General features: G+C 68.5%; 12 protein-coding genes and 3 pseudogenes. 7 read left to right on the top strand and 8 right to left on the bottom strand.

The window, feature by feature from the left end:
• Positions 1 to 17: 17 nt before the first annotated feature.
• Positions 18 to 320 (top strand): annotated as a pseudogene (locus A8G15_RS20375) (vitamin K epoxide reductase family protein); the annotation flags it as partial.
• A 196-nt stretch (positions 321 to 516) separates the two neighbouring features.
• Here the strand turns inward: A8G15_RS20375 and A8G15_RS20370 are convergent.
• The 3 genes and pseudogenes from A8G15_RS20370 to A8G15_RS30030 form a co-directional block, all read right to left on the bottom strand.
• On the bottom strand, positions 517 to 1,338 hold the full coding sequence (locus tag A8G15_RS20370) for a F510_1955 family glycosylhydrolase (RefSeq protein ID WP_068163741.1): 822 nt from the start codon (positions 1,336 to 1,338) through the stop codon (positions 517 to 519).
• A 145-nt stretch (positions 1,339 to 1,483) separates the two neighbouring features.
• Positions 1,484 to 2,290, bottom strand: a complete 807-nt coding sequence (locus tag A8G15_RS20365; RefSeq protein ID WP_068163738.1) for a cytochrome c biogenesis CcdA family protein — start codon at positions 2,288 to 2,290, stop codon at positions 1,484 to 1,486.
• Positions 2,287 to 2,403 (bottom strand): annotated as a pseudogene (locus A8G15_RS30030) (TlpA family protein disulfide reductase); the annotation flags it as partial. The gene A8G15_RS20365 and the pseudogene A8G15_RS30030, both read right to left, overlap by 4 nt.
• 196 nt (positions 2,404 to 2,599) lie before the next feature.
• Here A8G15_RS30030 and A8G15_RS20355 point away from each other — a divergent pair.
• Positions 2,600 to 2,809 (top strand): hypothetical protein, encoded by a 210-nt coding sequence (locus A8G15_RS20355; RefSeq protein ID WP_068163730.1) that lies wholly within the window; start codon positions 2,600 to 2,602, stop codon positions 2,807 to 2,809.
• 36 nt (positions 2,810 to 2,845) lie between these two features.
• Positions 2,846 to 3,175, top strand: a complete 330-nt coding sequence (locus tag A8G15_RS20350) for a DUF1707 SHOCT-like domain-containing protein (protein ID WP_156665496.1) — start codon at positions 2,846 to 2,848, stop codon at positions 3,173 to 3,175.
• Positions 3,176 to 3,187: 12 nt separating this feature from the next.
• Here A8G15_RS20350 and A8G15_RS20345 read toward each other — a convergent pair whose 3' ends face one another.
• Positions 3,188 to 5,116 carry a copper resistance CopC/CopD family protein gene (locus A8G15_RS20345; RefSeq protein ID WP_068163722.1) on the bottom strand — a complete coding sequence of 643 codons (1,929 nt, stop codon included), beginning with the start codon at positions 5,114 to 5,116 and terminating at the stop codon, positions 3,188 to 3,190.
• A gap of 418 nt (positions 5,117 to 5,534) precedes the next feature.
• Here A8G15_RS20345 and A8G15_RS20340 point away from each other — a divergent pair, with 418 nt between their 5' ends.
• Together A8G15_RS20340 and A8G15_RS20335 are read left to right on the top strand one after the other, a co-directional pair.
• Positions 5,535 to 5,912 (top strand): BlaI/MecI/CopY family transcriptional regulator, encoded by a 378-nt coding sequence (locus A8G15_RS20340; RefSeq protein WP_068163720.1) that lies wholly within the window; start codon positions 5,535 to 5,537, stop codon positions 5,910 to 5,912.
• On the top strand, positions 5,909 to 6,871 hold the full coding sequence (locus A8G15_RS20335) for a M56 family metallopeptidase (RefSeq protein ID WP_068163717.1): 963 nt from the start codon (positions 5,909 to 5,911) through the stop codon (positions 6,869 to 6,871). Before A8G15_RS20340 ends, A8G15_RS20335 begins: the two co-directional genes overlap by 4 nt.
• A 162-nt stretch (positions 6,872 to 7,033) precedes the next feature.
• On the opposite strand, the gene A8G15_RS20330 is transcribed toward A8G15_RS20335, so the two are convergent.
• On the bottom strand, positions 7,034 to 7,816 hold the full coding sequence (locus A8G15_RS20330) for a sulfite exporter TauE/SafE family protein (RefSeq protein ID WP_245687922.1): 783 nt from the start codon (positions 7,814 to 7,816) through the stop codon (positions 7,034 to 7,036).
• A 540-nt stretch (positions 7,817 to 8,356) separates the two neighbouring features.
• Between A8G15_RS20330 and A8G15_RS20325 the strand changes: the two genes are divergently transcribed.
• Positions 8,357 to 8,608, top strand: a complete 252-nt coding sequence (locus A8G15_RS20325; RefSeq protein WP_156665495.1) for a hypothetical protein — start codon at positions 8,357 to 8,359, stop codon at positions 8,606 to 8,608.
• 58 nt (positions 8,609 to 8,666) lie between these two features.
• Here the strand turns inward: A8G15_RS20325 and A8G15_RS20320 are convergent, their stop codons facing one another.
• Positions 8,667 to 8,903: a hypothetical protein gene (locus tag A8G15_RS20320; RefSeq protein WP_245687921.1), complete on the bottom strand. Its 237-nt coding sequence runs from the start codon at positions 8,901 to 8,903 to the stop codon at positions 8,667 to 8,669.
• Positions 8,904 to 8,962: 59 nt separating this feature from the next.
• Positions 8,963 to 9,178: pseudogene (locus A8G15_RS30025) on the bottom strand (DUF4158 domain-containing protein); the annotation flags it as partial.
• A 212-nt stretch (positions 9,179 to 9,390) separates the two neighbouring features.
• On the opposite strand from A8G15_RS30025, the gene A8G15_RS20315 reads away from it, so the two are divergent.
• A complete protein-coding gene (locus A8G15_RS20315) occupies positions 9,391 to 9,660 on the top strand; it encodes a hypothetical protein (protein WP_245687919.1) in 270 nt (89 codons plus the stop codon).
• Positions 9,661 to 9,768: 108 nt separating this feature from the next.
• On the opposite strand, the gene A8G15_RS20310 is transcribed toward A8G15_RS20315, so the two are convergent.
• Positions 9,769 to 10,479: a DUF305 domain-containing protein gene (locus tag A8G15_RS20310; RefSeq protein WP_068163744.1), complete on the bottom strand. Its 711-nt coding sequence runs from the start codon at positions 10,477 to 10,479 to the stop codon at positions 9,769 to 9,771.
• Positions 10,480 to 11,147 lie beyond the last annotated feature (668 nt).

The following is an 11,147-nucleotide window of genomic DNA, read 5'->3' as shown; positions in this document are numbered from 1 at the left end:
CCACTCCACGGGGCACTATCATCGGCGGGATCGTCGGCTGTATCGCCGCGTTCGTGCTCACCGTCGAAAAGTTCGCGCTCGCCGCCGATGCCACCTACATCCCGTCCTGCAGCATCAACTCGGTCCTCAACTGCGGCTCGGTGATGGGCACGGCGCAGGCGTCGGTGTTCGGACTCCCCAACTCGCTGCTCGGGATCGCCGGGTTCGCCGTCGTCGCCGCGACCGGGGCGGGGCTGCTGGCCGGCGCCCGGTTTGCCCGTTGGTACTGGCTGGGGTTGCAGGCCGGGGTCACCGCGGCGGTGGTATTTGTGCACTGGCTGGAGATGAGGGGGAAGAGGCGACCGAGTCGGCGAACGTGCATGTAGTCCTCCATACCCAATACTCTCCCGGCACCGTGTCGGGTGACGGTGATCGGTATGCCGATGGCCGCCTCCCCGTTGTCGGCTCGCCCGCATGGCGCTGCAACTGAGCGACGACACTGCTCCCACTTCACCACTTCACCACTTCACCTTCGGCTCAGGTCAACGTGTAGAGCTTCTGGGCGGTTGCAGCGTAGGCGGTGTCGTAATCGGCGGCGGTCAGGGCTTCGACGTCCCCGACGTAGGAGTTCTTCTGCCAGGTCTGTCCGTCTCGGCTGCGCCATGCATTCCCGTCCACGTCGACACCCCAGAGTGAGTTGTCGGGGCCGGCGGCGAGCAAGGTCAGGGCGGGGGCGTCGGGGACGGCAGAGAACGTTGTGGCGGTGTCGGTGCTGCGTTGGAGTCCGTCTGCGGTCACCGCCCACACGCCGGTGTCGGTGATCGCGAGAGAGGCGGCTGGAAGGGCTGCGCCGGAGGCCCAGGTCGTGCCACCGTCGGTGGAGGTGATCAGTCCGCTGGTGCCGTCGAAACCGATGAGGAGTGTGCCGTCGGTGGTCAGCGCGTGGAAGTCCACTTCACCGACTAGGGACTGCGCCGTCCAGTTCCGTCCGCCGTCGGTACTGGTCCGCAGCCCCAGCGGGTTGGGCGCCGAGCTGGATTTGCCGGGATGCCCGGAGGAGACGATGGTGTCGGTGCCCGCTACGCCGGTCAGTCCCATCAGGTCGTCGTCGGAGTCGCCGACCCGTTCGGTGTTCCCCGTGGATTCGATGGCGAAGAGCCCGGTGTGGGTGCCGGCGAGGACGGTTCCCTGAGCATTGATGTGGAGGCCGTGCAGGTGGTGGAGTTCGGGGGTCAGTTGCACTGTGGGCACTGACGGGGTGCGCGGTGGGGTCGGGTCCGGCGAGGAACACCCCGCCAGGGTGAGGGTGGTGACGCTCAGTGTGGACAGGGCGATGAGGAGGGTGCTTTTGCCAAGCATGGGGGCGTCTTTCTGCGAGTGTCGGTTCCCCGGATGCCGCTGCGGGGCTGAGTGATTGGTCGGGGCGGCCGGGTTTGCTGCCGGCCGTGGACAGGGTGGCTGCGACCACTGTCGGATCGGGTATGAGACCGAGGGGCGCCGATCATCAGATCGGAGTCACGTAGTCGGAGACGAACTCGGCGCGGAGCCATCCGACGAAGATTTCCCACTGACCGGTGACCAGGGCGGTACCCACGGCGATCAGCATGATCCCGCCGAAGACCTGGATCGTGCGGGCGTTGCGGCGCAACCATCCGACACCGCGCAGTGCGTGTGTGGAGCCGAATGCAAGCACGATGAACGGAAGCCCCAGGCCCAGGCAGTACGCAACGATCAGTGTCACGCCGCGGGCGGCGGTGGTGCCCTCGGTCCCGGCGGCGACCGAGAGAACTCCGGCGAGGGTTGGACCCAGGCACGGCGTCCACCCCAACCCGAAGACCGCACCCAGCAGGGGGGCACCGGCGAGGGTGGACCCGCGGCGCGGTGTCGGCCGGGTGTCCTTTTGCAGGGCGGGTATCAACCCGACGAACGCCAGCCCCATCGCGATGGTGACGACGCCGCCGAGTCGTTGGAGCAGTTCACGGTTGATCGCGAGCACGCCGATCACCCCGAAGACCGATGCGGTGGTGAGGACGAACACGACGGTGAACCCGCCGACGAATAGGGCGGCGGCGCCGGTGACGCGCCAGCGGCCGGCCCGCCTGTCAACGGACTCCGCCACGGTTGCCGCAGGCCGATCCGCGCCGGAGACTCCTGCCAGGTAGGAGAGGTATCCGGGGACGAGGGGAACACAGCACGGGGACGCGAAGGACACCATCCCGGCCAGCATGCTGGCACCGAGGGCCAGGATCATCGGCCCGGTCGCGGCGGCGGTGCGGAAACTGGTGCCGATACCGAGTGCGAGGTAGCTCATGGTTCCCTCGCGATGCGCTCGACTACCGGCTCGAGATCCTCCGCCGGAAGGGCTTTGAGGTAGACGGCGGCGACGCGGTGTTGCCGATCCAGGACGCGGGTGGACGGGATGACACGTCCCGCCACCGCGGCGAGGGGCATGCCGAGGTTTGGGTTCGGCGCGGAGGCGTGTGTGCCGATCATCGGTTCCTCGTTCTCGTGGATCAGCCGGGACGAGAAGCCCCGCGGACCCGAACATCATCTACTATCTATGTACGGAGATAGTAGATGGGGGTGGGTCGACGACCGTCCCGGCCCGGTCGGAGGAGCCATGCAGCAGTTGTTCTGGGGGCTCGCGATCCTGGCCTGCCCGATCGGGATGGGCCTGATGATGTGGATGATGATGCGGCAAGGCAAGGACGGGGCAAACTCGGACAAACCGGTCGACGACGCGACCGCACGGCAACTCCGGCAGATGCGTGAAGAACTCGACGCGCTCAAGGCCGAACGCGGCGAGCGGCCCGAACCGCGGGAGCCGTGATGTCGACGCCGGGTGCTGCGCAGGGAGGCGTCGGCGATGACTGAGCCGTGGATGCGGGCGTCCGACGCGGACCGGAGTCGAGTCGTCCTTGCCCTCGAACGCGAGGTCGGCACCGGCCGGTTGGCCCTCGGCGAGTACTCCGATCGGGTGGCGGCGGCGTACGGCGCGCGCACACTCGGGGAGCTCGCGGCGGTGACTCGCGACCTCCCGACCCTGCCCCCGGCGCCGCCCACCCCGGTGTGGCAACGCCGTGCGCCGATGCTCGCTGCTGTGGCGGCGGCGCTGGTCGGGCTGCCGGCGGCGTTCACCGGGTCCCCGGCCGCCTCTGCGATGACGGCGATGATGCCGGGGATGGGCTGCGGCTGAGGCGAACTCGGCTCACTCGTGGTCGGGATAGAGGAATCTGCGGGTGACCAGGTGTTTGGTATCGGCGAGGGTTTCCTCGCTGATCCTGCCGTGCTCGTCGAGGGTGAGCAGGACGTTGATCGACGCGGCCGGGTAACCGAGGGCGAGCCGTACCGGCTCGTCGCCGCGCGAGGTCCGCACCGCCAGCGGGGCGGTGCCGTCCGCGTACGGTTCCTGCGCGAGGAAAAAGTCCGCCGGAAGATCGAGCCGCATCGGATCCGGTGTGCCGGTCGTGGTGTCGCTGGTCACCGCCTCGTACACGGTGACGGTGCTGGCGGCGCGCAGCTGGGCGACCGCATCGGTGAGATCGGCGGCCGCGGGTGCCGGCGGCCACGCGATGAGCTCGCTGATCGTGCCCCCGCGCCAGCCGTCCGCTTCGGCGTGCAGGCTGAGCACATTGTCACCGTCGGTCCAGGCGGCCGGGGCGACGAAACACCCTCGCCCGCACCCGCGGAAGGACAACGCCCCGCCCTCGCCGTCGCCGGTGTCGAGCCGGCCGGTGAGAGCAAAGTCCTGATCCGGCTCGGGGGCGTAGTAATCACCGCGCCGCGGCGTGGACAACCGCACCACTGCCTGCCCGTCACTGGCGGCGACACTCACCCCGACCTGCCCGGCGAGTGTCCCGAGCGGAAGCACCGGGCCCTGCGGCACCGGAGGCGGCGGTTGTTGCTGCGCGCCACTGACCGGGGGCGAGGACACCAGCACCGCGCTGGCCGCCAGGACAATCACCAGGACCGCACTCTCGGCTCGCACCACCGTGGCGACGGCGGCGATTCGGCCCGGCGAGCGCAGCACCAGACGGCGCGCGCCGAGCGCCAGGCCGGCGGCGACGGTCACCAGGGCGAGTTTGACCAGCAGCACCCGCCCATAGGTGGTCGATACCAACGTGGGCAGCGGAATGAGCACCAGCATGCTCGCCGCCCCCGTGACCACCCCGGCGGCAAAGACCCATCCCGCCAGCCGCAGGTAACCGCGCAACACCCAGCGCACCGCCGCGGGCTCGCGCCGCCAGGCGATGACCGCCCGGGTCGTGTGCACCAACGCGCCGACCCAGAGGGCGGCGGCCGCGAGATGGACACCGGTCAGCGCAGCGCCCCACCCGGGCTCGGCGGTATCGGCATGCGAACGCACCCCCTCGGCGGCGACCACGAGCAACAGCGGCCAGATCGCCCAACGGCCCCGGCCGGCCGCGACGACGGCGAGCGTCACCAGCAGGCCCACAGCTTCCGCCGTCAACACTCGCCCCGCCCCGCCCTGCCACAGGACAAGGGCGGTGTCCGCGCTGAGAACAAGCCGGACCCCCAGGCCCACGACCCCGGCCAACCCGATCGCTGCCCCGGCCGCGACCTGGGACCGCAGCGCCGGGAGCGCCGGATTCTCCGCCCGCGCCGAGGAGGTGAATCGTTCACCGATCAGTCCGCCGAGCGCCACCGCCAACCCGCCGAAGAGCATCCACCGCAACACCGCATCCAGCCACGCGATCGTCTGACCGGCCTCGGATCCGGCGCCGGTCAGTGCAGTGCCGACCGCGAACCGAAAGTCTTGCTCGACCAGGTCGCCATCGATCCCGGTCACCTGCCAGCGCACCGTGTACGTGCCGGGCGTCAGCGCACCGGTGACCGGTGCAGTGACAGCGCGCCCGTCCTTGGCGGTGGTCGCCGCGCCCACCGGCAGGTCCCGACCGGCGCCATCGAGCACCCTGACCGGGTGTGGGCCGAGGGCGACGGCCTCGTTGAACAGCAGGGTGATCGACTGCGGCGGCTCCGATACCGCGGTGTCGGTACCGGGATCGGTGAACAGCAGCGTCGGGTGGGCGGCGGCCGGGCCGGCACCCCCGAGCGCCGCGGCGGCCAGCGCGACGAGCACCAGCACCACCCGGGCCAGTCCGCGGGTCAGGGACATCACGTCGAACCGACTCCGGCGCGCTCACCGAGAGCGCGCCGGAGTCCGGGGGTGAGCAGTGCGCCCGCGGCCGGATTGTTCACCGCTCTCGCTTCACGCTCATCTCGAATGGTCGATCGTCATCACATGTTCATGTTCGCGCACATGTCACACATCTGACCGCCCAACATCATCATCTGACAGCTCCACCAGGCCTGAAGGTTCGCCAGCATGTCCATCGTGAACTCCTTGCTCTCGTGCGCCCGGAGGACCCCTCCGGACTATCTACGATCTCCGTACGTAGATAGTATCTGGCGGTGGCGTCGCTCGACGCCCGGCACCCGAACGAGGATTCGCAGAGTCCGCGGAGCCCCTGGTGGGTGTGTTCGCCGCGAGCACCGCCGACGTACCCTTGAGACGCCGACAGTGGAGGTATGCAGTGCGTGTGCGTGGATTCGGGGAGCTCGAAGCGGTCGTGATGGATCGGGTCTGGGCCCGCGAGGGAGCGACGACGGTTCGGGAGATTTTCGATGAACTCGCCGAACACCGTGACATCGCCTACACCACGGTGATGTCGACGATGGACAACCTCCATCGCAAGGGCTGGCTCGCCAGGGAGAAGGCGGGCAAGGCCTTTCGGTACTGGCCCACGCTCACCCGCGAAGAGCACAGCGCCAACTTGATGCGCGACGCCTTCGACGGCGGCGGGCGCACCGACGTCGTGCTGGCTCATTTCGTCGATCGGATGAGTGACGAGGAGTCGGCCAGTCTCCGCGCGGCCCTGCAGCGCCTGAGCCCCGTCGAGGACGCGGGATGAATGTCGCCACCTGCCTGCTGCTCTACAGCTTCGTCGTCGCAGTCCTGGCCCCGCCGCTGCTGGTGCGGTTGACCCACCGCGGTGTTGCCCCGCGACTCGGGGTCACCGCGTGGATGGCAGCACTGGGCAGCGTGGTGCTGTCCTGGGTGGCCGCCGGGGCCTTCGTCGCCGCGGAGCTGGTGCTCACCGGAGCCCAACCGGGCCGGGCGCTACTCGGGTCGTGCTTTGCCACACTCCGCGACGGGGTCAGCGGCCGCGCCGGGATCGCCGTCCAGGCAGGGATCGTGTTGCTGTCGGTACTGACGATCCTGGCGGTCTTCCTGGTCGCAGGGCGGCTGTGCCGCCGTCTGCTGCGCATGCGCAGCTCCACACACGGGCATGCGCGAATGACCCGCATCGTTGGGCGCCGCGTCGCCGGTGTCGATGCCGTGGTCCTCGACGCCCCCGAGCGGGCCGCGTACTGCGTGGCGGGTAGACCGAACGCGATCGTGGTGACCAGCGCCGCACTCGACGCCCTCGATCGCCCCCAGCTCGACGCGGTCCTCACGCATGAACGCGCCCATCTGACCGGCGGCCACCTGCCACTACTCGCCCTGCTCCGAGGCCTTGCCGCCAGCCTGCCACGGATGGCGCTGTTCACGCTCGCCGAAACCGAAGTCGCCCGGCTACTGGAAATGTGTGCCGACGACTGCGCCGCACGCACCCATGGGTCACGCACCGTACTGACGGGGCTGATCGCACTCTCCGGCGGCGCTCCCCTGCCGGCCGGCGCCGTGGGCGCCACCAGCATCGCCGTGCTCGACCGTGCACAGCGACTGGCCTCCCCGTCCAGGCCCACCGATCGTGCCCGGACCCGGGCACTGCTCACCGCGGCGACCGCCCTCATCGCCACAGGACCGCTGGTCACCGGCCTACTGGCCGCGTCCGGTGTGATGCTGTGCGGTCCGATGCCCCTGTAAGGAGGGTGTTGCGTCCCCGAGTAGATCCGCGCGGACCGTGCCGTCGCCCGAGCCTGATCTCGCCGGGCCTGTTTGGTGAAGGTTCTCATCCTGGCGCGCTGACCGGGACACTTCTTGAGCGGACCGCCACCGGTGAGGCGATCTTCCGCGCTGCTACGACGGTCAGTCGTGCCGCCAGACCTTGACCGCGGACAGCAGCAGTAGCAGCACCAGGATCGGGATCAGCACGGCGCTGGGAACGACGCCGAGCAGGACTCCGCCGAGGATGGATCCGACGATCGAGCCGACGGACATCGCGATCACGAAGCGGCCGTTCGCTTTGAGGACGCCGAAGCTCTGGTCACGGCTGTATCGGGCGAAGGCGACGAGCATGGTCGGCAGCGACACGGCCAGCGACAGGCTGCCGGCGAGCTTGATGTCGACGCCGTAGAGCAGCACGATCGTCGGGATCAGCAGCTCGCCGCCGGCGACGCCCATCAGTGCGGCCACGATGCCGATCCCGAGGCCAGCGATCACGCCGGCGACCGCCCTCCACAGGGGTGAGAGTTCGAGGGTTCCGAGTTCCCCGAAGTGGCTGGCCGCCAGGGCGACCGCGATGAGCACGAGCAAGCCAGACAGGACCTTGTAGAGGGTCGCGGAGCGCATCTTCGTTGCCCAGGTCGCACCGACCCACGCACCGATGAGGCTGCCGCAGAGCAGATTGACCACGACGGACCAGTGCGGCGCCAGATCCACATACGGCACCGACACCAGGCGGGCCGGGAGTGCGGTCAGCACGACGATCAGGCTCATCGCCTTGTTCAGGATCACTGCCTGCAGCGCGACGAATCCGAACACACCGATCAGCAGCGGCAGCCGGAACTCGGCGCCGCCGAGCCCGATCATGCCCCCGAGCACGCCGATCACGGCGCCGGCGGCGACAGCGAGCGGGAGCGAACGCTTCACCGACCCCGTCGTTCCGATCGAGTCCTGAGCGGGTGACGTCATCGGTGGCCGCCCGGCCCCCGGCTGAGATTCATCCGCTCAATCTACTTCGGCCAGATGAGGCCGACATGGGCCGCCGATGTCCCCAGACCTTGCCGCGGGTCTCGTCGGTCATGTGACCGCCCACAAGCCTGCCTCTGGTAAAACCCAGTAGGAAATCAATGCGTGTTGCGACGACCGTTGGAATCCGCCGAGAAGGGTCAGGGCACAAGGGGCCCGCAAGCCCAAAGTGCGGGTGATCGGACTGATCAGATGTGCCCGCATTCCAGGGACGGCCCTCTCCAGGACGCGAAGTTCCCGAGGCGACGTGCTTACTCGCCTTTATCTGCCGGTGATACGGCGGCGTTGCGGAGACCCTCGCTGTGGTCAACCAGGGTCGGGCGTGCCGCAGCCGCTGTGGATTCTCGCGCCTCGGCATTGTCGCGGCCGTGCGCTTCCTCGCAGAGTTGCTGCTCAACGAGACGCCCCCTCGATGCGAAGGGGCTTTCTCGCTTCTGACCTGTGAGCGAACTCGACGAATATCTGCGTCTTGCCCACCGAACCCGTACCGGTTCATGGTGGTGTATGACCGAGAATCCGGGAACTCGCACGCTTTTGACGATCGGCGAGACGGTGATGCTGCATCCGCAGGGGATCTCGAAATTCAAGATTATCTCCATCGAGGACGGTGATGCCCTCATCGAGTCCTTGATGAACAGCCCCGGCACCTATCCGTTCCGGGTCCAGCTGAAGTTCCTCGTACCCGCGACCTGAGCCGCTCTGCCCCAGTTTCATCGGCCAGGGGACGATGAGGTTCCTGGCCTGACGAACGCTAGGCGCTCTTGAAGAGAGAGTTCTTCGTCGAGGAAGCCGGCACGATCCCCAGCCGCTGCAGCTCGGCACCGACACCGGTGACGTCACCGTCAGCTTGGTCGAGCACCTGCAGGCCCTTCTCCACGGCACGCCAATCCGCCGACAGGTCGAAGAATCCCAGGAGGTCGACGACCTCGGCCACCCACCGCTTCGCGCCGCGTCTGTCGCGTGGAAGCTGGTCATAGTAGATCGCCATGGCGTCGCTCACCGACTTCTTGCGCTGCCCCCACTTCTCACCCCTGCGGGCCGCGTCACCGCCGCCGACACCTTGTCCGGCACGAACCCCAGCCACGGCAAGGTGCACAGCGCCACCGCCAGGCCCAGACGGACCGCAGGGCCCCTGCCCTGCGGAGCAACGAACGCCAGATCAGCCGGGGTCAGCGTGAAGTACCGGAACAACTCCTCACGACTGATCTCCGGGAACTCCCGCAGGCGCTGCAACTCCTCGTCCGCGAATACCCGCGTCGCCACGAACCCCAGTCTCCAACACGCCGACCAACCTCATCGGCGCCAAGCCAAGCACCAACCACACCGGCCCGCAGCCCGAACCAAGAAATCGCCGCCGACCAGGCACTACGCGAACTTCGTTGTTTTTTGCGCCGTTACTACCGGGACCCCCACCCCGTGCCGCGTCCAGTAGACCCCGACTCGCTCGATGCCGTGCACGTCGTCGAAGTCGAGCAGTGCGGGCGGTCCCGGCGGCCGGGCTCGAGCGCAGCACCGACCTGGCGCGCACCTTCGCCCCGGTCGAGGGCGCACCCGCCGCCCTGATGCTGCTAACCGGCACCGGCGACGGCCTGTGGGCCATCGACGCCGACGGCTACGCCTGGCGCAGCCGGGACGGCGCAGCCTGGGAGCAGCGGGACTTCGTCGGGCAGGTGGAGGCGCTGTCCGCCACCGGATACGACACCGCCTACGCCGCCACGGCCGATGCCTTGTACACGTTGACCTGACGCGGCCGGGTCTGGCTGTGGGGCCACAGCAAACCGTAGGGCCCGGCACGCTTTGCGGCGTGCCGGGCCCTACCGTGTCGACCGCGCGAACGCGCCGACTCTCCATACTCATAACGAGGACAGGATGTTCTCCATCGTGGTGATCTCCTGCTGCTGGGTCTCGGCGATGGTGCCGGCCATGGCGACCGCGTCGGGATTCTGCCCGGAGTCGACTTCGGTCTGCGCCATCTCGATCGCGCCGCGGTGATGTTCGATCATTTGGGTCAGGAACAGGCGGGATGCGTCAACACCTTGGGCGTTCTGCAACGCGGCCATGTCCTCGGCCGACATCATCCCGCTCATGCCACCCATGGGTGCGCCGCCGGGCATCGGGGTTGACTGCATCGGCATGTCGTGGCCGGGCATCTCCATCCCGGGGGACGACATGGGCATGTTCGGAGTAGCCATCGGCATGCTGTTCGTTCCCATCGGCATGGTGGGCTGTCCCCAGTCGGCGAGCCAGCTCTGCAACTGCTCGATCTCCGGGCCCTGGGCGGCCTTGATCTGCTGGGCCAGTTCGGTGACCCGCGGGTCGATGCCCTCCTTCGCCAGGATGATGTCGCTCATCTCGATGGCCTGGCTGTGGTGCGGGATCATCTGCTGGGCGAAGGTCACATCCGCCTGGTTGTGGTCGGCGGACGCCTCGGCGGAGGCACTGGTGGTCACCGTCGCCGACGAGCTCGCCTGCGAGGCCTGATCGTTGCCCGAGTCACTGCAAGCGGCCAGGGTGAGGGCTGCGGCGACCGCCACCGCGCCGGTGGCCAGAGATTTCTTCCTCACGAGCACATTCCTTTCCGTCGTGTACACCGCTGGCTCCGCGGTGGCGGCGCCGAACGCGTTCCCCCAGGGGGACGACAAACCCGGTCCCGGCCCGGACACACTCCTCGCCTCGGGACGCGGACCGCTGCCTGCGCCGGAGCGGCGATACGCCCTCTACGGTGCGGCCGATCGGGTCGGCCGGTGTACCTCGTTCGGATCCGAGCCTGGCAGCTGCACCCCGCGATAACCCGGACCTTTCTGTGAAGATTTCTTGAAGAACCCCCGCGGCGGGCCCGCGGCCCGCGAGCCCGCAGGCCGGGCCACACGGCACACCTCGATGATGCTGCGCGACGGCTGCCCCATTTCTTGAGCGGATCTACACGCAACCGCACCGGGATCCATATGTGCGGCGAGCACGCTGGACACCGGCGACAGGCGGTTCCTGCGGTACGGCTCCGCGTCGGCGTGGCCACCCGTCCGGGAGAGTGTCAGCGGTCATGTAATTCCTCAGGTTGAGGGGTTGGTCCGTCACGTAATTGGATCTGTCGCACTTTCCGTGAAGGTCCTGGCGTACCCCTGATCAGGGACGATTCCGTATAGACCAAGATCGTCATGGTGTGACCTTGCGCCCCTGACAGCACTACTGCCGCATCTGACCGGCGTCGTCGTCGACGCAGTCCGCCTCGCCG

Origin of the sequence: Rhodococcus phenolicus (genome assembly GCF_001646785.1) — a bacterium.
Lineage (GTDB): Bacteria > Actinomycetota > Actinomycetes > Mycobacteriales > Mycobacteriaceae > Rhodococcus > Rhodococcus phenolicus.
Note: the sequence above shows the minus strand (reverse complement) of the source record. Positions and strands in the feature narration are given on the sequence as shown.

Bases quoted from the DNA above. Each gene is read 5' to 3' on its own strand.
- A8G15_RS20370 (WP_068163741.1), bottom strand. From the start codon at position 1,338: ATGCTTGGCAAAAGCACCCTCCTCATCGCCCTGTCCACACTGAGCGTC.
- A8G15_RS20365 (WP_068163738.1), bottom strand. From the start codon at position 2,290: ATGAGCTACCTCGCACTCGGTATCGGCACCAGTTTCCGCACCGCCGCC.
- A8G15_RS20355 (WP_068163730.1), top strand. From the start codon at position 2,600: ATGCAGCAGTTGTTCTGGGGGCTCGCGATCCTGGCCTGCCCGATCGGG.
- A8G15_RS20350 (WP_156665496.1), top strand. From the start codon at position 2,846: ATGACTGAGCCGTGGATGCGGGCGTCCGACGCGGACCGGAGTCGAGTC.
- A8G15_RS20345 (WP_068163722.1), bottom strand. From the start codon at position 5,116: ATGTCCCTGACCCGCGGACTGGCCCGGGTGGTGCTGGTGCTCGTCGCG.
- A8G15_RS20335 (WP_068163717.1), top strand. From the start codon at position 5,909: ATGAATGTCGCCACCTGCCTGCTGCTCTACAGCTTCGTCGTCGCAGTC.
- A8G15_RS20320 (WP_245687921.1), bottom strand. From the start codon at position 8,903: ATGGCGATCTACTATGACCAGCTTCCACGCGACAGACGCGGCGCGAAG.